Raw genomic sequence first — 24,546 nt, forward strand, 5'->3', positions numbered from 1 at the left:
GCGGGCAAGCCGGCGAAAGTCGCCCTGACCGCCATCATGCGAAAGCTCATCATCCTGGCCAATGCGCTCTTGCGAGATCAGCGAAACTGGTCTTCAAAACCCGCTTGATCAATACGGATACTCTAGGTACCGTCCTCACATCCCGCGCTGCCCCCGCGCCACGGCCCGGGCCAGCGCGGCGGAAACCTGCGCCTCGGACCGGCGGAAGCTCTCCGCGTCCGGGGTCGCGATGTTGACCGTGATCGAGGCGGAGCGCCCCGCTCCGCCCGCCTGTACGCCGAGCCGTCCGTCCGGCCCGCGCGCCAGAGGCATCACGGCCTCGGCGCCGCGCTCGCCCATGAGCCCGAGGCCGCGCCCCAGCGGGAAATAGGTCGGCGCGCCGATGACGCCTCCTTGCGCGAACGGCATCACCATCCCGCGCGAGAGCACGCCGCCCTGCGCGAGCGCCGTGGCCTGCCCGCCGCCGAAAAGCGAGCCGAAGAACGAGCCGATGCCCTTTCCGACTTCGGACAGGCCGGCCCCGTCCGACAGCGAATTGTCGAATATGCCCCCAAGCAAGCTTTGGAGACCTTTCGTCAGGGAATTTTGCAGCGGCGCGATGGCGCTACGTAAAGCGAATTGTGTGAATGTCTGCCGGACATTCTTCAGAACATCGTCAAACTTCTTGCCCTCGGCAATGTTCTTTGCGAAGGCACTGGCCATGGACACACCGAAACGGTCGGAAAGACCTATGAGCGTATTGAGCTGCCGGTCTTTATCTTTGAAAACTTCTTTTTGCGTATTCTTGAAATCGATAAGATCAGCCACGATCCGATCTCCTTTAAACCTGTTCCTGATTCCGATCCTGAGCCTGGCCGCCTGCGTGTCGGAGCCGGTATCCCTGGTGTTCGACACCAGCAAACTCACCCAGCAGGAATGGGTGCGGATGCAGGATGAATGCGACTACGAGGCCGAGAAAGCCACGGCCTCGGCACCCGTCAACATCGCCTATTGCAGGTGGCGAAGGCTTTACATCGGCTGCATAGAATTGCGTGGAATCAAATATCTAGGAACAACCGACGACTTTCCGCACCTGAGGAGGAGTGCGTTGCAGAAAGCCAGGGATTGATGACATCGTCCGATCTGGCGCTCTCGGCAGTATTCCTTGCGAAGGCACTGGCCGTGGACGCACCGAAACGGTCGGAGAGGCCGATGAACATGTCGAGGCGTTGCCTGTCGTCCGCAGGTCCGTCGTCACTTGTTCGCAGATGATCCTTCCGTGCCTCGTTCATCCGGAAATGCCGCCATCAGCCGCATGAGATCGTGGCCCAGCGCCGGCTCCGCTCTTCGCCCACCGTTCAATCCCTCCCACGCCGCGATCAGCTCGCGCGGTGTGGCGCGCCAGAAGGCGGACGGGCTCCACCGCAGGACACTCAAAGCGAACATCATGGCGTCGTCCCAGGGAAACGCCTGCGGCTCGCTCACGCGCCCTGCGGCTGCGGAGGGTTTGGAGCGGCTCCGAAGGTCGCGGCGAGAAGATCCGCAATCGCCGCCGCCACGGGCGCGATGCCGTCGCTCAAGGGCAGGCTCGCCACCTCTGCATCGGTGAGCGCATGGCCGCCGCCGCGCAGGGAGATCGCGAGCAGCGCGAGGAGATCCCGGCTCGACAGGCGACCCGTGCCGAAGCGCTCGGCCAGGGCCATGAGATCCTGCACGCCGAAGGCATCCTCGAGCTCCGCGAGAGCCCCGAGGGTGAGGCAGAGCGTGTAGCGCGCCTCGCCGATCTGCAGCGCGACCTCGCCGCGTCGTCTGTTGGGCATGATCGTGTCCTTTCGTGATGGATGGTGTCGTTCGGGACCGTACGAAGACCCGTTCCGGCGCTCCCTCACCCGGTTGGATGCCTCATCCTGAGGAGGTCATGCCGGACCGTCCCGAAGGACGAGGCGTCTCGGGAGTGAACTGGAGCCTCCTTCGAGACGCCGCTTCGCGGCTCCTCAGGATGAGGGTGGGAGCTGGTGAGAGGCCGTCGTGGATGTGGCGGTGTTCAGCGCGACCTCATCCCCTCCCCCTTGTGGGGAGGGTCAGGGTGGGGGTGTGAGCGCAGGACTGGAACCAGGATGGCGCCCACACCCCCACCTCCACCTCCTCCCCACAAGGGGAGGAGAGCAGGTCGGCGCCTCCGACGGGACCCGAGGTTCGTGGGGAGGAGAGCCGGTCGGCGCTTCCAGCGTGAGTCTTCGAGCCGGGCGAGATCCGAGGGATGAAAGCAACGCGGCGCACGATGAGCCGGACTTTCGGGGGCGAAGCAGGATGAAACGAGGGGCACGGCCCGACCTGCCGCCGAGTGCAGGCCGCGCCACTTGTCACAACGCCGCGAAGGTGAGCGCGCCGGCGGATTCGAAGGCCATCTCGAAGGTCACCTCGCCCGCATGGTCGCCGCGATATTCGAGACTCGTGATCTGGAACGGGCCTTCGATGCGGCCGAAATCCGGAACGACGATCTGGTAGGCCAGAATGTCGCCGTCGAGGAAACCTGGCGCATGCGCGCGTCGGAGGCTTCGTTCTTGAACACGCCGGAGCCGGTGATGCCCGCGCGGAGCACGCGGACCCCGGCGAGAAGTTCGCGCCAGCGTCCGGCGGATTCCTCGTTCGTCACGTCGACTGTTTCGGCGTTGAACGCGGTCTGGCGCGTGCGCAGCCCCGCCACCGTGACGAAGCCGCCATCCGCATCGCCGATCTTGACGAGCAGGTCCTTGCCCTTCTGTGCAGGCATGGAAGATTCCTTTCATGATCGATGAGGAACGCTCCACCGTCATTCCGGGGTGAGCGCAGCGAAAGCCCGGAACCCATAGACGCTGACGATGCAGAATGAAGCGACACGCTCGCTGCATGTCTCGGATACGCTGGCGGTTATGGGTCCCGGGCTCCGCTTCGCGGCCCCGGGATGACGGCGGGGCGTTGAAAAAATGTCAACCCACCTCCGTCACCGCGCGCAGATTTAGCGCCACGCGGGTGAGCTGGCTATCCTTGTCGCGGCTGGCGGAGAGTTCCGTCACGCGCAGGTTCACGAGGCGGTGGCCGTCGAGGGGAAGCGCCGCATCGTCGAGGATCGATCGTCGAGGATCGCGGCGAAGCGCTCGGCCCAGGCGAGGATCTGCTTATCCTGTTCGTGGCCCCGGTCGAAATCCGTCGACCAGTCCTGCGCGGTTAGGTCGCCGAATAGCGCATAGACAGGGGCGCTGGCGCGGGGCGCCTCGTCATGGAGCCGCAGGGTGCCGCCCATGAGCGCGACGAGGTCCGGGTCGGCCGTCGCCGCATCGAGAATGGCGCGGCGCAGCGCCAGGACCGGGCTCGTCATGCCTTGATCTCCTCGACGATGCAGACGAGGTCGCGCCGTGAGCCGTTGGGATCGGACGCGGCGCGGATCGAGAAGCGCCGGAGGCCGCAGACGATCCGTATAGCGCCGGTCACGCCCTCGCGGTAGCGCAGGGTGATGCGGTGGGTGAGCGCCTGTTCCGGCCGGTCGGCGCGCACGCGCTGGGCGCCCGAGAGCATTTCCATGGCGCCCCAGATCTGGGGCCCGGCGCATAGGATCGGATGACGCCGCCGAAGCCGTCGGGCCTTTCGAGCGGCAGTTCGAGCACGAACCGGCGCGCCCGCGCGCCGATGGGAAGGGTTTTGGATGGCATGGTTCTTTTCGGATGACGGGAGATGTCTCCACCGCCCCTCCGGGCTCAGCCCTGCGGAGTGCCCGGAACGGCGGCGGCGGTTTTCACAGCCGCGCGCGCCGGAATTGCGTGACGAGGGCGAGGGTCTCCGGCGGCAGGGTCTGCTCGCCGGTCATGTCGCCCCGGTTCTCGAACCAGCGGGCGACGAGCAGGCGGATCGCGAGACGCAAGGTGGCGGGCACGTCCTCGGGCGCAGGCCAGAACATGGCCCGCACGGCGACGGCGATGCCGTTGCGGGCGAGCGGCGATTGCGGCGGCGGCAGGACCGCGAGGCCTTGCGGATCGCTGAGCGTGTCGGCCTCGATGCGGTTCGGCGCGATCTCGGTTTCCGCACCGGAAGAATCGCGTACCGAAACGCTCTCCACAGCGATGATGGGCGACAGGGGCAGCAGGAGGAGTCCAGTCTCCGGCCAGCGATCCAGCACCACGCGCCAGCGCTGCGACACGAGCACACGCCGGGAGGCTGCTTCCACCGTCAGGCGCGCCGCCGTCACGAGGCCGCCGATGAGTTCGTCCTCCGCATCGCCGTCGGCGCGCGGGTGCAGCTTCATCTCCGGCAGGCTCACAGGCTCGACGGCGGGGTCTTCGACGAGTATCGGGGTCATGGAAACAGGGATCCTTTTCATGAAACGGCTCACCACCCTCCTCCTCGCTTTCGGCCTGTCAGCGACGGCCGCGCAGGCGATCGTCGGCGGCCGCGAGGACAACGGTCCTCTCGCGCGGCAGAGCGTGATGGTCCTGAGTTCGAACGGCGGCGTGTGCAGCGCCGTCGTCGTGGCGCCGGACGCGGTGCTCACCGCCGCCCATTGCGTGACGGGCGCGGCGGAGCACAGGGTGCATTTCCGCGACGAGTCGGGGGAGCCGGTGCTGATCGTGCCCGCCGCGAAGGCAGTGCATCCGGCCTACGACGCGAAAGCCATCGAGACCCGCCGCCGCTCCATCGACCTCGCGCTGCTGCGCATTCCCGAACCGCTGCCGGAACGATTCGAGGCGGCGACCCTCGGCGCGTCATGGCCGGCGAAGAACGGCACCGTCGTGGTGGGCGGCTACGGCCTTGCCCGCCGCAACGACCCGAAGACCACGGGCACGTTCCGCACCGCGTCCCTGACAGTCATCGAGCCCTACGGCCCGAGCCGGATTCTCCTCTGGTCGAAGGGTACGGGCGCGATGGGCGCGTGCCAGGGCGATTCAGGCGGGCCGATGGCCTCGGGAGATTCGGTGGTCGCGGTCACGAGCTGGTCCACTGCCGCCAAGGGAGAGAGCTGCGGAGACGTGACGCAAGGCATCCTCGTGGCGCCGCAGCGGCAATGGATCGATCAAACTCTCGCGAGCTGGCGGCGAAGCGCGCGGTGGAACGCCGCGGTGCCCTGAAATTCCTCAGGGAACCATTGGCCTACCCCAAACCTTCACTTGTGGAAACGCCCACCACCCCTCACACTCGTTCCCATGCGCATCCTGCCGTTCCTCATCGCCGCCTTCATGCTTTTTGCCGCTCCCGCGCAGGCCGTGCTGCTGGGCACCACGACCCGCGATCCGAACGGCCTGCGGCGCTCGGTGGTCTACATCGAGAACAGCGCGGGCGAGCTCTGCTCCGGCGCGGTGATCGCGCGGGACCTCGTGCTCACCGCCGCCCATTGCATGATGGACGTGGCGTCCTACCGGGTCGTCGCGGTGAACCGCGCCTTCCGTCCGCAGCGCTACGCGGTGGTGGCGATGGCGGTTCACCCGACCTTCGTGCACGGCACGACGCCGCGCACCCAGCCCGGCGTGGACCTGGCGATCCTCAAGCTCGGTCAGCCCCTCAGCCCCGACTACGCGCCGCTCGATCCGAGGCTCGCGGTGGACATCGACACGGGCAACCGGGTCACCATCGCGGGGTTCGGGCTTCTGTCCGAGCGGCAGCGGCGCACGGCGCGCATTCTGCGCCAGACGGATCTGGTCTCCCTCGGCCCGGTGGAGGTGGCGAACCGGGTGATCATCGTCGCCGACAGGACCCGGCTCGCCGAGACCACGGGCGCGGGCGCCTGCCGCGGCGATTCCGGAGGCCCCGTTCTGGCCGCGACCCGCGGCGGCTACCGCCTCCTCGGCATCGTCAGCTGGTCGAGCGGCGCCCTGCGCAGCCGCGACACCAGCGCCTGCGGCGGGCTGACGGCCGTGACGCCGATTTCCGAGCATCTGGGCTGGATCATGGAGGGTATCCGCTCCCTGGACGGAATCCCGCCCGCCTGGATGCGGCGCTGAAGCCCCGACGGGGCTGGCCCTCAGGGGCAGGACCCGGCCTGCATCGTCGTCCCGGTCTTGTGCCGCCCCTCCCTCCGTTGGCTCGTCTGCTGATTCTGCTGATGGAGATAGTTCGGGTTGAAGTCGGCGAACGCGCACAGGCGCTCCAGGTCGTTGACGGTCATGCGCCTTCCCTTCGAGGCGACGAGTCCCTGGGCGCGAAGCTCCTGCAGCGTCCGGTTCACGTGAACGGTGGAGAGCCCCATCGTGTCGTCGATCTCCTCCTGGGTCACGGGCAGATCGAAACTGTTGCCGTCCGCGAGGCCCGCGGCCCGCATGCGCAGCAGCATCTCGCAGATGAAATAGGCCAGCCGCTTGTCGGCCGGGCGGTGCCCCACCGTCACGAGCCACTCCCGCAGGATCGCTTCGTCCACCAGGGTCGACCACCACAGGGCGCGGGCCAGGGTTCCGTTCTCGCTCAGGATCGCGTCGATCCTGTCGCGCCCGATGAACGCGATCGTGCAGGCCGAGAGCGTGGTGATGGAATGATCCATCGCGTCGAGCAGCGTGACGTGAACGTCGCAGAGGTCGCCGGGAATGAGATAGCCCAGGATCGGCCGCTCCCCTCCGGGAAGGATCTTGTAGCGCGCGGCCCAGTCCTTGAGCATCAGGTGGACGTGATCGGGTCTTTCGTCCTCGCCGATGATGTCCTGCCGCGGGCGGAATTCCCTAATGTCATCAGTAACCTCCTCCAGCGTCCGCCGGTCTTCGGCAGTCATTTTCGCGAACGTCTCGAGCTTCCTGACGAGCGGTATCAGCATGGGGGCCTCCGGGCATCTTTCAGGAGAGGTCTCCATTGACCAACATCCGGGGCCCGGCTTGGTTGCCATGCTGCCCGGCTTCCGCGGCGGACCCGGCCGGACCCGCCGCGGAACCTGCCGGAAGCCTCCGGCCGGCTCAGGCGACGAACTTCAGGAGCTTGATCGCCGCGCAGTCATGCACGCCGCCGCCCACCCGCTTGGTGGTGTAGAACAGCACGTAGGGCTCACATGAGGAGGATTGGATCAAGGTCGAATTGCTTCAGTTCATTCAGTTCTCCATCCCGGTTGCGGGATCACAGGTCCGAGCCCGTCCATCAAGCACGTTTTTGCACCGCGCGCTCAAACTCACATACGGTCGCCGCTCACAGCGGCTGCACCACCATCCCGCATTCTGCGGGCAGGGCTCGGGAGGACGTGACCATTCTTAACTACGGCTGTTCAGGCCAGACCCTACGCCGGTTCGTCCACCCGGATCCGCCAAGGCTGATCAGGCCTTGGGGAAAGTAATCAGATTTCAATGGATGGGCTGGATCAGGCCGCCTTCAGGGCCGCCCCCTCGATGACCACACCTTGAGTCACGTACTTCCAGAGTGCGACAAGCAGTTTCCTCGCCAGCGCAACAATCGTGACTTTCTTCCTCCGCTCGCCCAGGCGGCGCACCCGATCATGATACCACAGCGCAAGGGCTGATCCCGGTTGATGCCGCAGCCAGAGCCAGGCCATCTCGACCAGGATGGCGCGCAGGCGCGGATTGCCGGCTTTTGACACGCCCTGCTCGTGATCGATCTTGCCACTCTTCCAGGGCGTCGGCGCCAGCCCAGCATAGGCCGCCACCTGCCGCCGATTGTCAAAGTGCCGAAACAGACCTTCCGACCACAGCGCCCCAGCAAAGCCGGAGCCGATGCCCTTGAGGCCGAGCAGTATCCCAACCGCCTTTGACGGAACCTCCGCCGCTTGCGCCGCGACCAGAAGGGCATCGCGTTCGGCCTTCACGGTCTCGATCTGCCGATCCAGCAGCTCGATGATCTCCAGTTCACGTTGCGCCACGGCTTTCAGATGGGGCGGCAAGGGACGTCCATCGCCGGTGCGCAGCTCGTCCAGTCTTGCCCGTCTGTCGGGACGCCGCGGGTCGTAGTCGGCAATACCCTGCGAGAAGAACAGCCCCTTCACTCTGTTGACATGCCGGACCCGTTCGCCGACGAGCGTCTTCAGCTCACGGCAGAGGCGCCGCTGGTCCTCTTCGTCTGGTGTCGGCACACGAACCATGGCGCAGACGCGCGGCTCGCCCCGATTGTAGGCCAGCAAGGTGCGGACCAAAGCCTCTCCATCAATTCGGTCAGTCTTGGCGCGGCGATGCCGGCGTGAGACGGCAATCGAGGCGGGATCGACGACGTAGCTCTCGATCTCTTCTGCGATCAGAGCGCGATGAATCCAGAACCCGTCCAGTCCCGCCTCCTGGATCACCACGATCCGGGCGAACTGGCCCGTGCGGGTCTGAGCCTTGCGTTGCAGCTCTGCGAAGCGGCTCAGCAGCCCGGCCAGATCGCCGCCTGGCACCTGATGGCGCGACATCTTCTGGTTGCCACCCGGCACCAAGGCAGTCACGAGCCAGACGGCGCGACTGAGCTCCAGAGAAACAAAGATCGTAGCCTGATCGGAAGACTTGTTCTGGGTGGTAGACGTGGGGTCGGTCGCTTGCATAGCCTTTCGCCTCCAGGAAGAAAGAGTTGGCATCCTTACTCTCGCAGAGAGCCAGCCGCTGCTCACCTCCTCATGGCATCTTGGCGGAGTAAGGATCGCGCAGCACGCGCATCCCGGCCCGGTCCACCACCAGATAGCCGCGCTTGAAGTCCCCGAAGGCGACCGCGCAGGCATCCGCCGCGATGTCCGGCATGTCCTCTGCCTCCGTCACGGGAAAGCCCATCAGGGTCGTGGCCTGCCCGGCGCTCGCGGGCGGCGCCCAGAGATACTGGCCGTTGTCGTCCTTGAACCGGCGGATCGCGCTCTGCGTCTTGCGGTTCATCACGAAGGCGGCGTTCTGCCGGTAGCCGGTCTTCAGGGCGTAGATCAGCTCCACCAGAACGTCGGACGGGTTGGTGGCCGGAAAGCCCGCGCCGCCGGTCTGCACCGTGCCGAGGCGGCCCCATTCCCAGATCTCGTCCTCCACCGTGTCGGCGGCCAGGAAACCCTTCGGCTTGTTCACGCCGTCGCCATTGACGAAGGCGGCGCCCTCCTGTTCCGCGAAGGCGGATTCGACCTTCTCCGCGATCCAGCGGTCGATATCGACCACCGCGTCGTCGAAAGGGTCTGGGTCGCGGCCGGCATGGCATAGAGCTCCATGGCCGGGAAGCTCATCTCCGAAAGGGTCGGGCCCGCCGTCTGTGGCCGGGCCGCCGTCTCGCCGACCCAGCCGGTGGCCGGCCCCGAGGCCGAGAAGGCGCGCTTGTATTGCCCGCCGGAAATCACCCGCACGGGCGAGATGGCACGGATCGGCGACACCGCGGACAGGCGCCGCAGCACCTCGCGCTCCACGATGTCGGGCACGAGATAGCCGCCGTCCGGTCCGGAGCCAGCCGACAGGGCCTTCTCCTCGAGCCGCTTGAGCCCGAGGCCTCGCCGCTGCGGATATAGGCGTGGACGCGGTCTTGTGCTCGGCCTGCGCCGGATCGCGCGCTCCCTCCCCGCCGTCGCCCAGGGGCGGGGGCGCGCGATCGAGGGCCAAGCGGTCCAGGCGGCGCTTGGCGTCGTCGAGGGCGGCGTCGATGGGGGCGAGCTTCTCGTCCGTCACCACGTCCCCGGTCAGGCGCGTCTCAATCTCGCCGAGGCGGGTGTCGTTGGCGTCCTTGAAGGCCTCGAAGGCCCGAGCGAAATCCTCGAAGGTCTGGGCCACGTCGGCGGATTGCGCCTTGGTTTCAACACTGGGGGATCATGTCACTCAATCGGGTGGATGGATTTCAACAAAAAGGGCCCGCCGGATGGCGGGCCCTGCGGTTTTCCCTCGGTGAGGGAAAGGGTCAGCGGCGACGGCGAACCGTGCGCGTATTGTCCTGAACCGTGTCGACCACCGTCGGCGCCGTCGCGGCGCCCACGGCGCCGCCGGCGATCGCGCCGACGGGACCGGCCACCGCACCGACGCCCGCGCCGACGGCCGCGCCGCCGATCCGCTCCTCGGTGGTGGTGCAGGCCGCGGCCGCGAGGGCCAGGAGAGCGACAAATCCAAGCTTCTTCATCAAAACCTCCCAGGCGAGCGGACTTGAGATATCGGACACCCGAAGATGCCCGCAGCGTCCGCCCCTCTGCGGGCTTTCAGCTAACGCGCTGTCGCAGCTAAGGTTCAGGGGAACAATCGGGCCGCGGCCCGGCGGATCGCGCCCGCCAGATCGGGCCTGCCGCCCTTCACGCTCGCCACGCGGGCGCCGGGCAGCATGGGGAAGGTCACGACGGAGATTTCCCACAGGTCGAGCTTTTCGAGCCGGCGCAGGCCCGTGGGCCGCTCGGCCCGGGCGCGCTCGACGCAAAAGCCGATGGACAGCCCGTCGACCGCGCCGTCGCGCATCAACGCATGGATCTCCCGCGCCCGCTCGACCGCAAGGTTGAGCCTGCCGCGCACGAAGAGTCCGCGCCGGTCCTCCTCGATGGCGAGCCAGCGCCCGATGGGCTCGGACGGATCGTGCTGCCAGAGCAAGCGCACGGCGGCGACGCCGCGCTTGGCGAGGCTATCGGCGAAGGCGCCGGGCATCACCACGTCCTTGCCGAGATCGGTGATGCCGAACAGGCTGGCATAGCCCTCGAACACCCCGTCCGCCTCGACGGTGCTCAGCGGCTCGGCCAGGAGCTTCACCTCGCGGGTGAAAGGGGTGCGGGCCTTCATCGCGCACCGCCGCGGGCGGCCTTCAGCGGGCGGGCGTCGAGCTTCTCGAGCTGGCGCACGAAATCGCGGAACACGAGCGAGGCGCGGTTCGGCGCCTCGCGCGCCGCCTTGGGCTTGCGGGCGGGGCGGGTCGAGGCGCGGCAAGGGGCCTTGGAAGCGGCGCGGGTCATGGGGTGTCTCCCGAGTGGCGGCGGTTGAAGAGGGCGAGCTCGCGCACGAAGGCGTCGAAGCGGCGGTTGGCCGCGAACAGATCGCGCAGGGTCATGGCGAGCAGCGCGGAGGCCCCGCTTGCCCAGACGAACAGGGCGAGATGGGCAAGGTCGCCGCGCCGGATCACGGCTTCGGCGACCTGATCAAAGATGTTCATGATTTGTTCTGGCCTGGATATGGGGTATACGGAGAGGTGAACGAGGCGCGGTGCAACCCGCGCCCGTCCGGCGGCTTACCTCCTGGTCCGGGCGGCAGGTTCGGGTCGCCCCTGTGGCCGATCCGAAAGCCGCCGTCGTTATTGCCGATGGAGCCTCAGCCATGCCGTCGTCCTGGAACGACAAGCGCGTCCTTCTTGTCTTCGCCGATGCAGCCGGCCCGCGGGTCGACGAGCAGACCGGCGCCTTCCTGGCCGACCGCGATGCGCTCGCGGAGCGCGACATGGTCGTTCTCGCAGTGGTCGGCGACTGGATCGATCCCGTTTTCGGAGACGTCCCCTCCGGCGCCGACGCGGCGGCCCTGCGGGCCTGTTACGGCGTGGAGGCCGGAACGCCCTTCACGGCCCTGCTGATCGGCAAGGACGGCGGCGTGAAGCGGCGCGAGCACAAACCCGTCACCCCGGCCGAGATCTTCGGGCTGATCGACACCATGCCGATGCGAAGGGCGGAGATGCGGGAGCAATAGGGCCCAAACGCACTCACACCGACCCATTGACCTGAGTTTCAAAGCCCGATCTCGCCCGGCGAACTCTCTCTACGCTCGCCAGGAGATCGGCGTATCCGACTAGCTCGGCAAGACTCCGTACGCGCGAAAGAGCGATGATCTTGTTGTTTGGCAACAGATCGGATGGCGTCACATAGAAGATCCACTGCGAGGGGTCGCGATGGTCGGCCGTGTCGTCACTCACAGGAGCGCGGCGCGTCCCGGCCATCCACGCCTTCAAGCGGCATTGAGTGCTCCCACGCCCGTCATTCCGGGGCGGCTCGTCAGAGCCGAGCCCGGAACCCATAAACGTCAGCATCGCAGGAAGGAGCGACAACGTTGCCGCTCATCCTGAACCGTCAGTGGTTCTGGGTTTGCCCGCTTCGTGTGCCCCTTCGGGTCGGGCTCCGCTACGCGGCCCCGGAATGATTGAGGTGGCGCATCGAAACATCTGTGCCGCTCACCGCCGCCCATATCCCACCGCCTCACGTTTCTCGTCGTCGCTGAGAAACGCCGCCGCCGAGACGCGCCGCCACAGGCTTTCGCGCTCCTCGGCCAGCGCCTCGATGGCGTCGAGGTCGGGCATGAGCGTCAGCGTCTCGCCGAAGGCGGGCGAGAGCCAGTGCGCGAGGGCTTCGGCCGTGCGGCGCACGAGCGGGATGACCGTCTGGCGGTAGAAGGCGCGGTTGGCCTCCGCGTAATTGGCGTGCGTGCTGTCGCCGGGCAGCCCGAGCAGCAGCGGCGGCACGCCGAAGGCGAGCGCGATCTCCCGCGCGGCCGCCGCCTTGGCCTCGACGAAGTCCATGTCCTTCGGCGACAGCGACAGGGGCTTCCAGTCGAGGCCGCCTTCCAGCAGCAGCGGGCGGCCCGCATTGGCGGAGCCCTGGTATTGCGTGTCGAGCTCCCCTTTGAGCCGGTCGAACTGCGCATCCGTGAGCGACGCGCCGCCGACCACCAGCGCGCCGGAGGGCCGCACCGCATTGTCGAGGAGCGCCTTGTTCCAGGCGCCCGCCGCGTTGTGGATGTCGAGCGCCGTCGCCGCCGCCTCCATGGGCGACAGGCCGTAATGATCGTCCGCCGGATGGAACAGCGTGAGATGCAGGACCGGCGGCACCGCCTCCCCGGCCCTCGGCGCGAAGCGGATCGTCTCGCCGCCCACGGTGTAGTCGTAGGCGGCGGGCCAGCCGTCCGCGCCCGGCACCACGCGCATCCGGTCGGGCCGCAGCGCGTGGAGTTCGCGCGGCATACCGTCCACCTGCACGGCCTCCACATAGGCATTGCCGGACACCATGAGATGCCCATAGACGCTCTCCAGGAAACGCTGCCCGCCCTCCCGCATGTTGGGCCGGGCGAGAAGCGCCAGGAGCGGATGCTCGGCGAGTTCCCCCGCCCCGCGCCTGAGCACCAGCGGCAGCGACGCCGCCGCCTCGGCCACCAGCCGCACGGCGCGATGCACGACCGCGTTCTTCTGGAATCCCTCGCGCGAGAGCGCCGTGTAATCCCGCGGCGTCCAGACGGGATGTCCCGCCACGTAGAGCGCGATGGCCCCTTGCGTGCGCGAGGCCTTGGCTTCGGGCCGCGCCTGAAGCCAGCGCGTCAGCAGATCGATCATGAAAGAGGCTCCTGCCCCGGCGGGGCGAAGATGGGTGGATGCGGCGCCGGTCCGGTTCAGCCGCCATGAGGCCCGTAAAGAGGCCCGTATCGGATCAGGTGCTCCAGAACTCCCGCGCCGCCTCCGGCAAATCGGCGAGGACCCGGTCCAGCCCGTCCCCGTCCGCGTGGCGCCGCAGGGCCGCCGCCACGTCCCGGATCGAGCTGTCGGGCGCAAAGTTGTGGTGGCGGCGGACGGCCTGCACCTCCCGGGTCATTGCGGCGCGATCCGCGAAGGGAAGCCTCGGCTCGTCCACGTCCCAGTCGGTCACGAACAGCGCCCGCAGGACGGGCGGCAGCGCGCTGGCGAAGCGGATCGCCTCCTTCACCGCGAGGCGACGGCGGAAGACCTGGAGAACGGCCTGCACCATCGTGTAGGTCTGGTTGCGGGTCGCAAGACCCGCGAGATCCCGCGCATCGGCCAGGAATCTCTCGAAATTCTCCGAGGCGTGCTGGAACTCCATCGGTATCGTCATGGGCCGTCCGGTCCGTGTCGCGATGCTTCACGAACCGGGTCATAGCACGATCCCGTCCGGGGCGTGCGCGGTCGACCTTCCGTCTCATCCCGAGGAGCAGTTGGCAGGCCGTGTCCCGCAGGAACGACCCGGAGCGCCGGTCATGCCATCACGACGCCCTGCATGGCGGTGTCCTTCATGGCCGCCACCTCCAGGAACCGCGCGGTCGGCTCGCCCTCGACCATCGGCGCCATCTGGGCCCAGAGGGCCCTAGCGTGCGGCAGGGCATCACGGGCGGCCTGGGCCACCACCTCGCCGTCCATGTGGACCTTGAGGTGGTTGGACGGCAGCGCCGGATCGAAGGTGACGCAGAAGGCGCGCCAGACGCCCGGCACCACCGTTCCGCCGACCGCGCGGCTGCCGTTGCCGGCGGTGCCCGCATTGAGGCTCGCGCCGCCCGGCTGTCCGCGCCAGAGCATGTAGGGCAGCGGCGAGCTCCTGGCGGTGAAATACACCCCCTGCCCGTCGAGGCTGGCGTTCTTCACGAGCATCAGCACCGTGAACGGACCTGCGGGAAGAGTGGCGGCGGTTTCGAGGATCTGCGCAGCGGTGAATTGCAGCGCCCTGCCCTCGCCCAGCGCGACGAGTGCCGGCTCCTCGCCGGGTTTCGGGCGCCATTCCGTCGTGTCCGTGCCGGTGCTCGGCACCACGAGGGGCGCAGTTTGCGCATGGGCGAAATCGAGGCGGATCATCGGGCCCGGCATCGCGACGGGGGAACGGGTTCGCCTCCGGCGCCGCTGCAGCCCGTAGCCGTAGCCGAAGCTGTAGGCGACCATCAGGCGATCTCGACGAAGGAGAACAGGGTGCCCGGCTCGCAGAAGACCGGCACCTCCTCCCCCGGCGCGATCAGCTTGCCGTTCGCCGCCGATGCGGCCGGGTCTTCACCTCAGGCGACGGCGACGGGATTGTCCGACCCGCCCAGGCAGCGCACCAGCGCATAGCCCGAGGCGCGCGAGCCGAAATCCGGCGCCGCCGGTCGCGCCGCGCCCGCCGTCGGCGCCGTCTTGACGTTGAGGATCACGGCGGAGCCGTGCAGGCGCTGGATGATGTTGTGAGCCGACCCGTTCAGGGAACGGCCCTCGCCGAGGGTGACCCATTCGATGCGGGTACGTGCGGCCATGGGCGATCTCCGAATATTACTGAAACGAATGCCGGGGCCCGAGGCGAAGGTCGCGCCTGCGAGGGCCCCGGAAGGGGGAATAAAAAACCGCCCAGGCCGGAGGCTTGGGCGGTTGCAGACTGACAGGAGAGCTAAGAGGCCGGGGGGCACGGGTCTCATTCACACTTCGTCAGTGTTCTTGTTTTGTACTCTAAGAGCGTCGCGCTGTCAAGGTGGATTCCGGCGAGGCTGTGAATCCTTTCTTTTTCGCGGGATGCGGATGCAGCCCGCTTCGATCCAGCAGCGCTGCAACTCCGTCGTCATCTGAGGGATTGCGGCTGTACCGGATGTGGCGGTGTTCAGCACAACGGTCTTCCCTCCCCCTTGTGGGGAGGGCCAGGGTGGGGGTGCCAGCGCCACACCTTCATAGGCTCTCGCTCACACCCCACCTCCACCGCCTCCCCACAAGAGGGAGGAGAGCCGCTCGGCGCTTCCAGCGTGAGTCTTCGAGCCGGGCGAGGTCCGTGGGGAGGAGAGCCGGTCGGCGCCATCCGCGTGAGCCTTCGAACCGGGCGCGATCCGGGGAGGAGAGCCGCGTAGCGCTATCGATCCCCCGCGAATTGCCCGTTGCGGCTATCCTGCCGGCGAGTCGCAACGATTCCCTCGACGGCAGGAAGGCACCGAATGTCCGGCAGCATCGTGTTCGACGACAAGGCCCTCTCCATTGTCCGGCGCGCTTATGCCCGGCAGATGCTGGCCGTGGCCGGAATCGAGTATGATTTCCGGCTGGAGGAGGCTTTCGCCAGCGTTCCGCGCGAGCACTTCCTCGGCGCCCCGCCCTGGCTCATGTCGGGCTTCGGCGGCTACAAGCCCCTGCCCTCCGGCGACCCGGTGCTCGTCTATCAGGACGTCAATTTCGCGCTTTCGCCCTCGCGCGGCGTCAATAACGGCTCCCCGTCCCTCCATGCGCGCTGGCTGCATCAGGCTGGGCTGAAACCTGGCGAACGCGTGGCGCATATTGGCGCCGGAACCGGCTACTACACCGCGCTGATCGCGGATCTCGTCGGCAGCTTGGGGCAGGTTCTCGCGGTCGAGTTCGATCCAGCCCTCGCCGACATGGCCCGGCGCAATCTCGAGCCCTTGGCCAACGTCACCGTCGTCCAGGGGGACGGCGCCGAATGGCCCCGGGAGGAGGTGGACTGCGTCTATGTCAATTTTCTCGTGCAGCGTCCGGCGGATGCCTGGATCGAGCGTCTCGCTCTGGGCGGCCGTCTGATCTTTCCCCTCGGCGTGCCGCGTCCGCAGCGCAGCCCGGTCGGCGGAATGCACACGCTCCACGGCGCCGGCCTGCGCATCGAGCGCCGCGCCGGAGGCTTCGCGGCGCGCTGGCTCGGCGCGGCCTATTTCGTCTGCGCGGAAGGTGCGCTCGCCGGAAGCCCCGAGGAGAGCGCAGCCCTGAAAGCCGCCTTCGAGCGGGGCGGCGTCGAGTTCGTGCGCAGCCTTGCCTGGAAGGAGCCGGGCGATCCCGGGCGCTGCTGGTTCAGCGGACCGGACTGGAGCCTGAGCTACGACGAGGCCGCCTGACCGGCCCCGGCGTCGGCCGCGTTCACGATAGGTTCCCACAATACCGCTTGCCGGTAAATATTGTTGCGGATGATCACGATCAAAATCGGAACATTCCGGCAATCAATCGGCAACAACGACAGTCTAAATTTCGCCTCAACAGAATAACCTATATGTTTATATAGCTATTCCCTGACGTTATTACTTGATGTGATGTTTCTGCATTACCTATACGATTGAGTAGGTTATTATGCAGCGGCCTGTTCTGTTATCCCGCTTCGGGTGGCGCCGGGCCTCAAAGGACCAGATCCACCGCGACCATCTCATGATCCGAGATCGGTTTTCCGGACCTGTCGAGCACGGGAACGACCTGGGGATTCTCCGCCGTCACGCCGCGCACCACGAGCCAGTCGAGCTTGCCGAAGGGCGGCCGGGGCTTGTTCGCCGGTCCGGTGCGCTGGGTCGGGTGGGCCAGGTTGGAATCGGCCCATGAGAACCCGGCCGCGCGCAGATCCTTGAAGAGAGGCTCGAAGCGTTCGGGCGCGTCGATCAGGAGATGGCGCTCGCCCTCCCCGCGCGGCAGCGCCTTGGTGTTGAAGTCGCCGCCGATGATGCAGGCATCGTTGGGCGCGAAACTGTCGAGGGCGCGCAGGAGCGCCTGGACCTGGCGTTGCCGGTCGGCCTCGTCGGTCTTGCTTTCCAGGTGGGTGCTCACGAGCCACAGGGGACGCGGCGCGGCGGCGACCCGCGCGGCCAGGGCCACGCGCCCGCCGATGCGCCGCTGGGTCCCTTTCCGGCCCGGGAACCAGAAGCCGCTTTCCTCCAGCGGGATCAGGCACGGCTCCTCCAGCGCCAAGTGGGTCACGACCGCATTGCCGTGGAAGCCGCAGGCGTTGCGCTCGCCCGCATGAAGACGCGTCTCGCTCACCCCGCCGAGATCGAGCTCGACGAACTCGACCCCGTAGAGATAGCCCTCGCCCCTCTCCCCAATCAGATCGCGGATCGTGTGGACGTTGCCGGAACGCGCCATCCCCACATCGACCTCGCTGAGAAGGGCCGCATGGGCGCCGATCCGGTCCAGCAGGGCGCGGGTCGCCGGGCGATATTTGAGGCGCTCCGCATTGAACGCCGCGACGCGCAGACGGCCCGGCCATTCGAGCGGCCGCGCGGGCGGGCGCCGCTCCAGGGCGTGCAGCGCCGTGATGCGCTCCAGGAAGCGCCTGTGCTCCGTCGGATTCGGCTCGGCGCGGCGCGCCTCGGCAAGGAGCGCGTCGTCCGGTGCCGGAAGCTCATCGAGCGCGTGCTTGATCGGGGGCCGCATGGAGGTCGGGGGCGCTGACGTCAGGAATAACTCTCGCGCAAGATAGGGCCGCGCAGCGCCCGCCACAGGACCTCCGCGACACAGAAATTTTTCACCGCGGCCAGGAACTTTCACCCGGCTTGGCCGTTGACCGGCCGCACAACAAAGAATGCCTGGGAGAGGGCCCATGATCGCTTGGGCTGCCGTTGTCGCGCTCATCTTGAGCGCAATCGCTTACTTGAGCAGCGATCCTTCTTCCTTTTTCCTCAGTCTGGCCGAACTCGGCGGAGTCCTTGCGCTCTTCGCCCTTGTCTGCGCCGCCGAGTCCTTCGACCAGACCTGAGCCGCGCCATCCGGCATGATCGTTCCGCGGACCCGTCATTGGCCGTGGCGTCGTGTGCCGTGAGAGGACCGACCGGCGGCAGGAAATGGCAGCGGCGCTGGCCCGGCAACCGGTCGCCTGCGTCCCCGGAACCACCCCGCAGCCTTGGAGTTCAGTCCTAGAACGTCAATATCGGCAGGCTTCGAGAAGGAGAACGTCATGGGTCCTCGCAGATGGGGTGCACTCTCGATCATTGCCATCGCGACGATCGTTCTCTGCGCCGTCCTCTGGTACGTCTTCATCGCCGGCGAACCGACTCCCGCCCTCGACCAGGGCACGGTCGCTCCGGCGCCGGCTCCAGCCGCCCCTGCCCCGGCACCGGGCGTCGCACCGGCTCCAGCACCGGCCCCGGCTCCGACACCTGCCCCTGCCCCTGCCCAGTAGCGCGGCGGCTTTCCTAGGTGGGCGGTCCCACACGGCAAGGGATGCGAACGTTATCTCATAGACTGATTGCCATGGAGCTTGGCCGCATTGCCTCAACGGCATTTTGTGACTAAGTTTCATTTGATGGACATCGCCCGGCCCAGGTACGCCGATTCGCCCGCCCTCGCGCAGCTCGTCAGCGACTCGACGGCGGCCGCCTCCCGCCCGGATGCGGGCGGGCTGGCCGAAGCGGCCCTCGAAAAGGCGATCCAGCTTTCCGTTGACGCCAAGGTCGAAGCCCGCCTCTCCGTGATCCTCGAAGGCATCGGCGACGCCTTCTATTCCCTCGATGGCGACTGGCGCTTCACCTACATCAACCGCGCCGCCGAGACGTTCTACGGCATGCCGCGGGACGAGATGCTGGGCCGGGTGATCTGGGATCTCTTCCCCTGGTCGGAAGGCGCGGAGCTTCGCGCCCGCTACGAGGAGGTGTTCCGCACCGGCCGGCCGGTCGCGTTCGAGGGCAAGGCCGTCAGCGCGCCCGACCGCTTCGTGGACTTCCATGTCTTTCCCTACGATGGCGGCGTCACGGCCAGCTTCCGCGACTGGACCGAACGCCGGCGGGCCGAGGAGGAACTGCTCGAAACCCAGGCGCGCCTGAGCGCGCTCGCCGACAACCTGCCCGTCGGCATGGTCTACCAGATGCTGGAGAGCGACAATTTCTTCGCGCGCAAGTTCATCTACCTGTCGGCGACCTGCGAACGGCTCAACGGCATTCCCGCCGAGGAGGCGCTGAGGAACCCGTTCCTGCTCTACGAGCTTCTCCTGGCGGAACACCGCCAGCGCATGTTCGAGAAGCAGGTCGAGTCCTTCCACAAGCGCCAGCCCTTCGACATCGAGGTCGCCCTGCGCGATGCGCAGACGAGCGAGACCCGCTGGCAGCGCATCGTCGCCACGCCGCGCGAGCTGCCGAGCGGCGCCGTCGTGTGGGGCGGAATCCAGATCGACATCACCGACCACAAGCGCGCCGAGGAGCACCTGCAGCTTCTCGTCAACGAGCTGAACAACCGGGTGAAGAACACCCTCGCCATCGCCCAGTCTCTCTCCTCGCAGAGCTTCTCCAGAATCGGCACTCCCGGGGACGAGGGCGGCGCCTCCGCCCGCAGCGCCTTCGAGGCGCGGCTCTTCGCCCTGGCGCGCGGGCACGACGTCCTGACCCGCGAGAACTGGGAGGGCGCGAGCCTGCGCACGGTTCTCGACGAGGCCTTCGCGGCCTATCGCGAGCGCCCGGAAGGCTGCGACCTCTTCCGCATCTCCGGGGAGGACCTGCGGGTGACCCCGGCCATGGCCCTGAGCCTGTCGATGGTCCTGCACGAATTATGCACCAACGCGCTGAAATACGGCGCCCTCGCGGCGCCCGGCGGCCGGGTCTCGGTCTCCTGGGAAACGCCGTCCGGCTCGGAGGGAACCCGCCTGGTGATGCGCTGGGAGGAAAGCGGCGACCCGCCCGTGGCGCCGCCGGCCCGGAAGGGGTTCGGCTCCCGCCTGATCGAAGGGGGCCTGGCGCGGGAGCTGAACGGTTCCGTCCGGCTGGAATTCGCCCCCGGCGGCGTGGTCTGCACGATCGACGTGCCTCTTGCTTGAGCAAATCCCCGTGAGATCTCCTCAGGCATCTCAGCCATTGGTCGATAGTATGACGAAAGCTCCTTGCTAGGGTGGTGGGATTTAGTGTCAATAAGCGCCGAGTGACAGAGTCACTATAAACCAGGGAGGAGTTCACCCAATGAAACGTCGTCAGTTTCTTCAGGCCGCAACGATCGGCGCAGCCTCGACCGCTGTTGCCGCCCCGGCCATCGCCCAGTCGATGCCGGAGCTGAAGTGGCGCCTGCAGTCCGGCTTTCCGAAGTCGCTCGACACCATCTACGGCGCCGCCGAGGTCATCACCAAGTTCGTGTCCGAGGCGACCGACGGCAAGTTCCAGATTCAGCCTTTCGCGGCCGGTGAGATCGTCGGCACGCCGCAGGTCGCCGACGCGGTCGGCAACGGCACCATCGAGATGGGCCACACCTGCTCCTACTACTATTTCGGCAAGGACCCGACCTTCGCCATCGGCACCGCGATTCCGTTCGGCCTCAACGCCCGCCAGACCAATGCCTGGATGTATCACGGCAGCGGCAACGACCTGCTGAACGAGTTCTACGCCAAGCACAACATGTACGGCATGCCCGCGGGCAACACCGGCGTGCAGATGGGCGGCTGGTTCCGCAAGGAGATCAAGACCGTTCAGGACGTGCAGGGCCTGAAGATGCGCATCGCCGGCCTCGCCGGCATGGTCATGGCGAAGCTCGGCGCGGTGCCGCAGCAGATCCCGGGCGGCGACATCTATCCGGCGCTCGAGCGCGGCACCATCGACGCCGCCGAGTGGGTCGGCCCCTACGACGACGAGAAGCTCGGCTTCGCGAAGGTTGCGCCCTACTACTACTATCCGGGCTTCTGGGAAGGCGGCCCCGCCATCCACCTCTTCATCAACAACGCGAAGTGGAACGAGCTGCCGAAGGCCTATCAGGCGATCCTGACCGCCGCCGCCGGCTACGCCAACTCGGACATGCTGGCCAAGTACGACGCCCGCAACCCGGCCGCCCTGCGCCGCCTGCTCGGCGCCGGCACGCAGCTCCGTCCGTTCTCGGCCGAGATCCTGGACGCCGCCTACAAGGCTTCCAACGAGGTCTATGACGAGGTGTCGGCCAAGAACCCGGACTTCAAGAAGATCTACGAGAACTACCGCGCCTTCCGCAACGAGGAATACCTCTGGTTCCAAGTGGCCGAATACGCCTACGACACCTTCATGATCCGCGCCCGCGCGCGCGGCTAAGGCGTCGTCTTCACGATCTCGACAAAGGGCGATCCACGGATCGCCCTTTTTATTGGGACGTTACGTCCTTCCCGGCATCAAGGAACGATTCCCATATGAGATGGCCCGCGGGGGCCTCCCGCCCGCGCCTATCGGCCGGAAGGAAAGACGAAGACATGATCTGGACGCTGCGCATCACATTCCTGCTCTTCATCGCCTGGATCGTCTTTCTCGTCTCGCCCTTCGTGGCCCTGTACGACCTCTCCCGGGCCGTGGAGGCGAAGGACGTCGACACCATCACGGAGCGGGTGAATTTCCGCGCCTTGCGGATCTCGCTCTCGCGCCAGATCGCCAGCGAGTTCCTGAAGACCCGCGACGGCAAGGAGGAGCTCGGCGGCCTCGACCCCCGCGCCGCGGCCAATGCCGGCGCGGTCATGGTCAATCCGCTGGTGGAGCAGCTCGTCACGCCGCAGGCCCTGATCGACCTGCTCGAGGACGGCTGGCCCCAGGCGGCGGGCAACCGCCGCGGCGGCGCTGCCGCGCCCGCGGTCTCGCCGGTCAGCTTCGATATCGGGTCCCTGGGACAGGCCCTCAAGCTGTTCTTCACCTCGGAAGGCCAGGGCTTCAGGAGCGTGACCGTGCCCATTCCGGTCGACGAGCCGCGGGACAAGCAGTTCAGGCTCACCCTTCGCCTGAGCGGGATGACCTGGCGCCTGACGGGCGTCGAGCTGCCCCAGGCCCTGCGCCAGGAGCTGATCCGGCGCGCGCCCAAGGCGACCACCTTGAACATTCCCTGACCGGATCCGCACGATCCGCCAGTCACGGCCAGAAAAAACCCGCCCGGGCAAGCTCGGGCGGGTTCTTTTTCCAAATGCTACGCAACTTTCAAGTCATGCAGTACAAATAAATACTTCAATAAAAACCAAGAAAACAATGCCCTTCGTCAGCCGTTCACAAGCAACCAACCCACCGTAGCCAAGGGGAATACCGTCCCCAATAGAAAACAGATTACGCTCGATGTCATAGGAGAACCCTCCTTCATCGGATCAACCTCCGGAAAAAGGAACCGTTCCCTAATTTTTCACTCACCGAGGAGTGAATACTTTTTCGCCGCGAGCCGGTACGCGGCGCCGCCGCGCTCGGGTTTTCACTTTCCAAGGAACCAAGCTTCACCGTTTCCATTGTCCAGCGGAAAGGTGAGGTGCGAAGATGAACGAGCAAGGCGGCTCATCGAGGGGCCTGATCAGCGATGCGGAATTCATCCGCAAGTGCCTGATCGTTCTGGGAATCGTCCTGCTCACCCTGGTCCTGTGGAGCCTGTCGAGCGTCCTGCTCCTGGGCTTCGGGGCCATTCTGGTCGCCATCATCTTCCATTCCGCCGCCGAGGGGCTCGTGCGCTACCTGCGCGTGCCGGAGCGCTGGAGCCTTGCCCTGGCCAGCCTCCTCATCCTGGGCCTCTTCGTCGGGCTGGCGATCCTGTTCGGAACGCAGCTCCGGTCGCAGCTGACCAACGTCATCGAGCAGTTGCCCAGGGCCCTCGACAATTTCGGCCGGGCCATCGGCGTGGGGGCGGTCAGCGACGATCTCAGCAACATCATCGATTCCCAAACCGCCGGCGGGCTCGCCAGCCGCCTGGCTGGCATCGGGGGAACCATCCTGGGCGGCCTGGCCGACTTCCTCCTGGTGGTCGTCGCGGGCCTCTACATCGCCGCCTCGCCCAAGACCTATGTGGACGGGCTGGTCAAGCTGTTCCCCCCCAAGCACCACGAGCGGGTGAGAGGCTCGCTCCACGCCTCGGGCGAGGCGCTGAAGCTCTGGCTGCTGTCCCAGCTCATCGCCATGGTGTGCGTCGGCGTGCTGTCGACCCTCGCCTACTGGATGATCGGCCTGCCCTATTTCTACGCCCTCGGCCTCATCGCGGGGCTGGTGGACTTCATCCCGTTCCTCGGCCCGATCCTGGGCGCCCTGCCGGCCGTCATGATCGCCTTCACGCTCGAGGGCAACGCGGCCCTGTGGACCATCGTGGCGGTGCTGGCGATTCAGCAGATCGAGGGCAACATCATCTTCCCCCTGGTGGCGCGCAAGGTGGTCACGATCCCGGCGGCGCTCGCCCTCTTCGCCATCGTGGCCGGAGGCATCCTGTTCGGCAGCTTCGGCCTGATCTTCGGCTTCCCGCTCGCCGTGGTCACCTACGTGCTCGTGAAGAAGCTCTATGTCCGGGAGACCCTGGGCGAGGACACGCCGATCCCGGGCGAGGAGGAGACCGCCGACAAGCCGTCGTGACCGGCGGCCCGAGCCTCGCGAACCCATGGAAAAGGGGTTCTGCGCTGGGACTCAGAACCCCTCCGTGACGATGTCGTCATGCGCCAATGGCGAGAATCCGGCAGAAGCCGGCAAGTATAAAACGGATTTTATGTCCTGTTCCGGTCACAAGCGCAGCTGTTTCGCTGCAGCCTCAGGTCGACCTCAAGCATTCCTCTGCGGCGGCGTCATTATCTTAGCCTCCAGCATCGAAGAGACCGGGATTCTGGGCGCGATCGTCAGGAGCGTCAAGGGGCGTCAAGCCGGATTTTCTTGCGGCCAGTCGGTGATCCGCTCCAGCAATTCACGAATGGTGAAGTCTTCCTCGGGTCCGGCCACGCGGTCGCGGACCGAGATCCCGGCCGCATGGACCGTCTCCGCATCCCCGGACACCAGGGGGTGCCACCAATAGAGGTCGTGCCCCTCCGCCACGAGCCTGTACGCGCAGGTCTCCGGCAGCCAGGACAGGCCGCGCACGGCATCGGGGGTCAGGCGCACGCAATCCGCCACCTTGGCCTGCCGGTTGGGATAGTCCCGGCAGCGGCAAGTCTGGTCGTCCAGAAGGGTGCAGCCGACATCCGTGTAGAGGACATCCCCCGTATCCTCGTCCTCCAGCTTGACCAGGCAGCAGCGGCCGCAGCCGTCGCAGAGGCTTTCCCACTCGTCCGGGGTCAGGCTCTCGAGGGTCTTGGCGCGCCAGAAGGGCAGCTCGTCCGGACGGTCTTCCGGAAGGGGGGCGGCGGGGGACGTTGCGTGTGTCATGGGGGGAGCCTTGGCGCCTCCTTTGCGGCGGTTTGAGGGAAGTCGCGAGGATGTGAGGTGCGGCTTTGTTGGCTCTGTCCCGTTTTCGCCCGGAAGAGGTAGAACCGTTTGAACCGATAAACCTGTTTGTGAGTTGTTGATAGAAGGTTTCGGCAGCTCGGAAGCGTTGCCGTAACGAAATTCAACAATCATATAAGCAGGCACAAGGTTGCCTGACCTGCCCCGAAGGACC

General features: G+C 66.9%; 29 protein-coding genes and 3 pseudogenes. 12 read left to right on the top strand and 20 right to left on the bottom strand.

Going from position 1 to position 24,546, the window contains the following annotated elements:
• Positions 1–108: pseudogene (locus ACFOYU_RS20040) on the top strand (IS110 family transposase); the annotation flags it as partial.
• A gap of 27 nt (positions 109–135) precedes the next feature.
• On the opposite strand, the gene ACFOYU_RS20045 reads toward ACFOYU_RS20040, so the two are convergent.
• Positions 136–900, bottom strand: a complete 765-nt coding sequence (locus tag ACFOYU_RS20045; protein ID WP_377034978.1) for a phage tail tape measure protein — start codon at positions 898–900, stop codon at positions 136–138.
• On the opposite strand from ACFOYU_RS20045, the gene ACFOYU_RS20050 reads away from it, so the two are divergent.
• A complete protein-coding gene (locus tag ACFOYU_RS20050) occupies positions 884–1,108 on the top strand; it encodes a hypothetical protein (protein ID WP_377034979.1) in 225 nt (74 codons plus the stop codon). The two genes, ACFOYU_RS20045 and ACFOYU_RS20050, sit on opposite strands and share 17 nt — an antisense overlap.
• A 125-nt stretch (positions 1,109–1,233) precedes the next feature.
• Here ACFOYU_RS20050 and ACFOYU_RS20055 read toward each other — a convergent pair whose 3' ends face one another.
• From ACFOYU_RS20055 to ACFOYU_RS20080, 6 genes and pseudogenes are all read right to left on the bottom strand, one after another.
• A complete protein-coding gene (locus ACFOYU_RS20055) occupies positions 1,234–1,464 on the bottom strand; it encodes a phage tail assembly chaperone (protein WP_377034980.1) in 231 nt (76 codons plus the stop codon).
• Positions 1,461–1,799, bottom strand: coding sequence for a gene transfer agent family protein (locus tag ACFOYU_RS20060; RefSeq protein WP_377034981.1), 339 nt, complete (start codon positions 1,797–1,799; stop codon positions 1,461–1,463). The genes ACFOYU_RS20055 and ACFOYU_RS20060 overlap by 4 nt, the downstream gene beginning before the upstream one ends.
• A gap of 543 nt (positions 1,800–2,342) precedes the next feature.
• Positions 2,343–2,752: pseudogene (locus ACFOYU_RS20065) on the bottom strand (phage major tail protein, TP901-1 family).
• A 291-nt stretch (positions 2,753–3,043) separates the two neighbouring features.
• Positions 3,044–3,337, bottom strand: a complete 294-nt coding sequence (locus ACFOYU_RS20070; RefSeq protein ID WP_377034982.1) for a DUF3168 domain-containing protein — start codon at positions 3,335–3,337, stop codon at positions 3,044–3,046.
• Positions 3,334–3,540: a phage head closure protein gene (locus ACFOYU_RS20075; protein WP_377034983.1), complete on the bottom strand. Its 207-nt coding sequence runs from the start codon at positions 3,538–3,540 to the stop codon at positions 3,334–3,336. Before ACFOYU_RS20075 ends, ACFOYU_RS20070 begins: the two co-directional genes overlap by 4 nt.
• A gap of 211 nt (positions 3,541–3,751) precedes the next feature.
• Entirely contained in the window at positions 3,752–4,312 is a 561-nt protein-coding gene (locus ACFOYU_RS20080; RefSeq protein ID WP_377034984.1) for a hypothetical protein, read from the bottom strand.
• A 19-nt stretch (positions 4,313–4,331) separates the two neighbouring features.
• Here ACFOYU_RS20080 and ACFOYU_RS20085 point away from each other — a divergent pair, with 19 nt between their 5' ends.
• On the top strand, positions 4,332–5,078 hold the full coding sequence (locus ACFOYU_RS20085; RefSeq protein WP_377034985.1) for a S1 family peptidase: 747 nt from the start codon (positions 4,332–4,334) through the stop codon (positions 5,076–5,078).
• Between the two features lie 75 nt (positions 5,079–5,153).
• Positions 5,154–5,948 (top strand): S1 family peptidase, encoded by a 795-nt coding sequence (locus tag ACFOYU_RS20090; protein ID WP_377034986.1) that lies wholly within the window; start codon positions 5,154–5,156, stop codon positions 5,946–5,948.
• Positions 5,949–5,968: 20 nt separating this feature from the next.
• Here ACFOYU_RS20090 and ACFOYU_RS20095 read toward each other — a convergent pair whose 3' ends face one another.
• The 7 genes and pseudogenes from ACFOYU_RS20095 to ACFOYU_RS20125 all read right to left on the bottom strand — a co-directional run bounded on the left by ACFOYU_RS20095 (position 5,969) and on the right by ACFOYU_RS20125 (position 10,986).
• A complete protein-coding gene (locus tag ACFOYU_RS20095; RefSeq protein ID WP_377034987.1) occupies positions 5,969–6,748 on the bottom strand; it encodes a Crp/Fnr family transcriptional regulator in 780 nt (259 codons plus the stop codon).
• A gap of 531 nt (positions 6,749–7,279) precedes the next feature.
• Positions 7,280–8,449, bottom strand: a complete 1,170-nt coding sequence (locus ACFOYU_RS20100; RefSeq protein ID WP_377034988.1) for an IS110 family transposase — start codon at positions 8,447–8,449, stop codon at positions 7,280–7,282.
• 79 nt (positions 8,450–8,528) lie between these two features.
• Positions 8,529–9,638 (bottom strand): annotated as a pseudogene (locus tag ACFOYU_RS20105) (phage major capsid protein); the annotation flags it as partial.
• A 124-nt stretch (positions 9,639–9,762) separates the two neighbouring features.
• Positions 9,763–9,978, bottom strand: a complete 216-nt coding sequence (locus ACFOYU_RS20110; RefSeq protein WP_226741311.1) for a hypothetical protein — start codon at positions 9,976–9,978, stop codon at positions 9,763–9,765.
• Positions 9,979–10,082: 104 nt separating this feature from the next.
• Positions 10,083–10,619 carry an HK97 family phage prohead protease gene (locus tag ACFOYU_RS20115; protein WP_377034989.1) on the bottom strand — a complete coding sequence of 179 codons (537 nt, stop codon included), beginning with the start codon at positions 10,617–10,619 and terminating at the stop codon, positions 10,083–10,085.
• On the bottom strand, positions 10,616–10,789 hold the full coding sequence (locus ACFOYU_RS20120; RefSeq protein WP_377034990.1) for a hypothetical protein: 174 nt from the start codon (positions 10,787–10,789) through the stop codon (positions 10,616–10,618). The genes ACFOYU_RS20115 and ACFOYU_RS20120 overlap by 4 nt, the downstream gene beginning before the upstream one ends.
• Positions 10,786–10,986: a hypothetical protein gene (locus ACFOYU_RS20125; RefSeq protein ID WP_226741314.1), complete on the bottom strand. Its 201-nt coding sequence runs from the start codon at positions 10,984–10,986 to the stop codon at positions 10,786–10,788. The genes ACFOYU_RS20120 and ACFOYU_RS20125 overlap by 4 nt, the downstream gene beginning before the upstream one ends.
• Before the next feature lie 161 nt (positions 10,987–11,147).
• Here ACFOYU_RS20125 and ACFOYU_RS20130 point away from each other — a divergent pair, with 161 nt between their 5' ends.
• Positions 11,148–11,510: a DUF4174 domain-containing protein gene (locus tag ACFOYU_RS20130; RefSeq protein WP_377034991.1), complete on the top strand. Its 363-nt coding sequence runs from the start codon at positions 11,148–11,150 to the stop codon at positions 11,508–11,510.
• Between the two features lie 478 nt (positions 11,511–11,988).
• On the opposite strand, the gene ACFOYU_RS20135 is transcribed toward ACFOYU_RS20130, so the two are convergent.
• From ACFOYU_RS20135 to ACFOYU_RS20150, 4 genes are all read right to left on the bottom strand, one after another.
• Positions 11,989–13,140 carry a phage portal protein gene (locus tag ACFOYU_RS20135; protein WP_377034992.1) on the bottom strand — a complete coding sequence of 384 codons (1,152 nt, stop codon included), beginning with the start codon at positions 13,138–13,140 and terminating at the stop codon, positions 11,989–11,991.
• Between the two features lie 94 nt (positions 13,141–13,234).
• Entirely contained in the window at positions 13,235–13,654 is a 420-nt protein-coding gene (locus ACFOYU_RS20140; protein WP_377034993.1) for a DUF2267 domain-containing protein, read from the bottom strand.
• A 140-nt stretch (positions 13,655–13,794) separates the two neighbouring features.
• Entirely contained in the window at positions 13,795–14,469 is a 675-nt protein-coding gene (locus tag ACFOYU_RS20145; RefSeq protein WP_377034994.1) for a hypothetical protein, read from the bottom strand.
• Positions 14,470–14,579: 110 nt separating this feature from the next.
• Entirely contained in the window at positions 14,580–14,813 is a 234-nt protein-coding gene (locus ACFOYU_RS20150) for a hypothetical protein (protein ID WP_377034995.1), read from the bottom strand.
• Between the two features lie 663 nt (positions 14,814–15,476).
• Between ACFOYU_RS20150 and ACFOYU_RS20155 the strand changes: the two genes are divergently transcribed.
• On the top strand, positions 15,477–16,376 hold the full coding sequence (locus ACFOYU_RS20155; protein ID WP_377034996.1) for a protein-L-isoaspartate O-methyltransferase: 900 nt from the start codon (positions 15,477–15,479) through the stop codon (positions 16,374–16,376).
• Between the two features lie 274 nt (positions 16,377–16,650).
• On the opposite strand, the gene ACFOYU_RS20160 is transcribed toward ACFOYU_RS20155, so the two are convergent.
• Positions 16,651–17,676: an endonuclease/exonuclease/phosphatase family protein gene (locus ACFOYU_RS20160; protein ID WP_377034997.1), complete on the bottom strand. Its 1,026-nt coding sequence runs from the start codon at positions 17,674–17,676 to the stop codon at positions 16,651–16,653.
• Positions 17,677–17,842: 166 nt separating this feature from the next.
• On the opposite strand from ACFOYU_RS20160, the gene ACFOYU_RS20165 reads away from it, so the two are divergent.
• The 6 genes from ACFOYU_RS20165 (at position 17,843) to ACFOYU_RS20190 (ending at position 23,534) form a co-directional block, all read left to right on the top strand.
• Positions 17,843–17,998, top strand: a complete 156-nt coding sequence (locus tag ACFOYU_RS20165) for a hypothetical protein (protein ID WP_226741328.1) — start codon at positions 17,843–17,845, stop codon at positions 17,996–17,998.
• Between the two features lie 198 nt (positions 17,999–18,196).
• The gene (locus ACFOYU_RS20170) at positions 18,197–18,421 is read left to right on the top strand and encodes a hypothetical protein (protein ID WP_377034998.1); all 225 of its coding nucleotides are present in this window, start codon (positions 18,197–18,199) and stop codon (positions 18,419–18,421) included.
• A 123-nt stretch (positions 18,422–18,544) separates the two neighbouring features.
• Positions 18,545–20,044, top strand: coding sequence for a sensor histidine kinase (locus tag ACFOYU_RS20175; protein WP_377034999.1), 1,500 nt, complete (start codon positions 18,545–18,547; stop codon positions 20,042–20,044).
• A 139-nt stretch (positions 20,045–20,183) separates the two neighbouring features.
• On the top strand, positions 20,184–21,272 hold the full coding sequence (locus ACFOYU_RS20180) for a TRAP transporter substrate-binding protein (RefSeq protein ID WP_226741330.1): 1,089 nt from the start codon (positions 20,184–20,186) through the stop codon (positions 21,270–21,272).
• 155 nt (positions 21,273–21,427) lie between these two features.
• Positions 21,428–22,048 (top strand): DUF2939 domain-containing protein, encoded by a 621-nt coding sequence (locus tag ACFOYU_RS20185; protein WP_377035000.1) that lies wholly within the window; start codon positions 21,428–21,430, stop codon positions 22,046–22,048.
• Positions 22,049–22,460: 412 nt separating this feature from the next.
• The gene (locus ACFOYU_RS20190) at positions 22,461–23,534 is read left to right on the top strand and encodes an AI-2E family transporter (protein ID WP_377035001.1); all 1,074 of its coding nucleotides are present in this window, start codon (positions 22,461–22,463) and stop codon (positions 23,532–23,534) included.
• A gap of 276 nt (positions 23,535–23,810) precedes the next feature.
• On the opposite strand, the gene ACFOYU_RS20195 is transcribed toward ACFOYU_RS20190, so the two are convergent.
• Positions 23,811–24,314 (bottom strand): YcgN family cysteine cluster protein, encoded by a 504-nt coding sequence (locus ACFOYU_RS20195; protein WP_377035002.1) that lies wholly within the window; start codon positions 24,312–24,314, stop codon positions 23,811–23,813.
• Positions 24,315–24,546: the final 232 nt, after the last annotated feature.

Origin of the sequence: Microvirga sp. GCM10011540 (assembly GCF_042650665.1) — a bacterium.
GTDB lineage: Bacteria > Pseudomonadota > Alphaproteobacteria > Rhizobiales > Beijerinckiaceae > Microvirga > Microvirga lenta.

Bases quoted from the DNA above. Each gene is read 5' to 3' on its own strand.
- ACFOYU_RS20060 (WP_377034981.1), bottom strand. From the start codon at position 1,799: ATGCCCAACAGACGACGCGGCGAGGTCGCGCTGCAGATCGGCGAGGCG.
- ACFOYU_RS20070 (WP_377034982.1), bottom strand. From the start codon at position 3,337: ATGACGAGCCCGGTCCTGGCGCTGCGCCGCGCCATTCTCGATGCGGCG.
- ACFOYU_RS20075 (WP_377034983.1), bottom strand. From the start codon at position 3,540: ATGGAAATGCTCTCGGGCGCCCAGCGCGTGCGCGCCGACCGGCCGGAA.
- ACFOYU_RS20080 (WP_377034984.1), bottom strand. From the start codon at position 4,312: ATGACCCCGATACTCGTCGAAGACCCCGCCGTCGAGCCTGTGAGCCTG.
- ACFOYU_RS20085 (WP_377034985.1), top strand. From the start codon at position 4,332: ATGAAACGGCTCACCACCCTCCTCCTCGCTTTCGGCCTGTCAGCGACG.
- ACFOYU_RS20090 (WP_377034986.1), top strand. From the start codon at position 5,154: ATGCGCATCCTGCCGTTCCTCATCGCCGCCTTCATGCTTTTTGCCGCT.
- ACFOYU_RS20095 (WP_377034987.1), bottom strand. From the start codon at position 6,748: ATGCTGATACCGCTCGTCAGGAAGCTCGAGACGTTCGCGAAAATGACT.
- ACFOYU_RS20100 (WP_377034988.1), bottom strand. From the start codon at position 8,449: ATGCAAGCGACCGACCCCACGTCTACCACCCAGAACAAGTCTTCCGAT.
- ACFOYU_RS20110 (WP_226741311.1), bottom strand. From the start codon at position 9,978: ATGAAGAAGCTTGGATTTGTCGCTCTCCTGGCCCTCGCGGCCGCGGCC.
- ACFOYU_RS20115 (WP_377034989.1), bottom strand. From the start codon at position 10,619: ATGAAGGCCCGCACCCCTTTCACCCGCGAGGTGAAGCTCCTGGCCGAG.
- ACFOYU_RS20120 (WP_377034990.1), bottom strand. From the start codon at position 10,789: ATGACCCGCGCCGCTTCCAAGGCCCCTTGCCGCGCCTCGACCCGCCCC.
- ACFOYU_RS20125 (WP_226741314.1), bottom strand. From the start codon at position 10,986: ATGAACATCTTTGATCAGGTCGCCGAAGCCGTGATCCGGCGCGGCGAC.
- ACFOYU_RS20130 (WP_377034991.1), top strand. From the start codon at position 11,148: ATGCCGTCGTCCTGGAACGACAAGCGCGTCCTTCTTGTCTTCGCCGAT.
- ACFOYU_RS20135 (WP_377034992.1), bottom strand. From the start codon at position 13,140: ATGATCGATCTGCTGACGCGCTGGCTTCAGGCGCGGCCCGAAGCCAAG.
- ACFOYU_RS20140 (WP_377034993.1), bottom strand. From the start codon at position 13,654: ATGACGATACCGATGGAGTTCCAGCACGCCTCGGAGAATTTCGAGAGA.
- ACFOYU_RS20145 (WP_377034994.1), bottom strand. From the start codon at position 14,469: ATGGTCGCCTACAGCTTCGGCTACGGCTACGGGCTGCAGCGGCGCCGG.
- ACFOYU_RS20150 (WP_377034995.1), bottom strand. From the start codon at position 14,813: ATGGCCGCACGTACCCGCATCGAATGGGTCACCCTCGGCGAGGGCCGT.
- ACFOYU_RS20155 (WP_377034996.1), top strand. From the start codon at position 15,477: ATGTCCGGCAGCATCGTGTTCGACGACAAGGCCCTCTCCATTGTCCGG.
- ACFOYU_RS20160 (WP_377034997.1), bottom strand. From the start codon at position 17,676: ATGCGGCCCCCGATCAAGCACGCGCTCGATGAGCTTCCGGCACCGGAC.
- ACFOYU_RS20165 (WP_226741328.1), top strand. From the start codon at position 17,843: ATGATCGCTTGGGCTGCCGTTGTCGCGCTCATCTTGAGCGCAATCGCT.
- ACFOYU_RS20170 (WP_377034998.1), top strand. From the start codon at position 18,197: ATGGGTCCTCGCAGATGGGGTGCACTCTCGATCATTGCCATCGCGACG.
- ACFOYU_RS20175 (WP_377034999.1), top strand. From the start codon at position 18,545: ATGGACATCGCCCGGCCCAGGTACGCCGATTCGCCCGCCCTCGCGCAG.
- ACFOYU_RS20180 (WP_226741330.1), top strand. From the start codon at position 20,184: ATGAAACGTCGTCAGTTTCTTCAGGCCGCAACGATCGGCGCAGCCTCG.
- ACFOYU_RS20185 (WP_377035000.1), top strand. From the start codon at position 21,428: ATGATCTGGACGCTGCGCATCACATTCCTGCTCTTCATCGCCTGGATC.
- ACFOYU_RS20190 (WP_377035001.1), top strand. From the start codon at position 22,461: ATGAACGAGCAAGGCGGCTCATCGAGGGGCCTGATCAGCGATGCGGAA.
- ACFOYU_RS20195 (WP_377035002.1), bottom strand. From the start codon at position 24,314: ATGACACACGCAACGTCCCCCGCCGCCCCCCTTCCGGAAGACCGTCCG.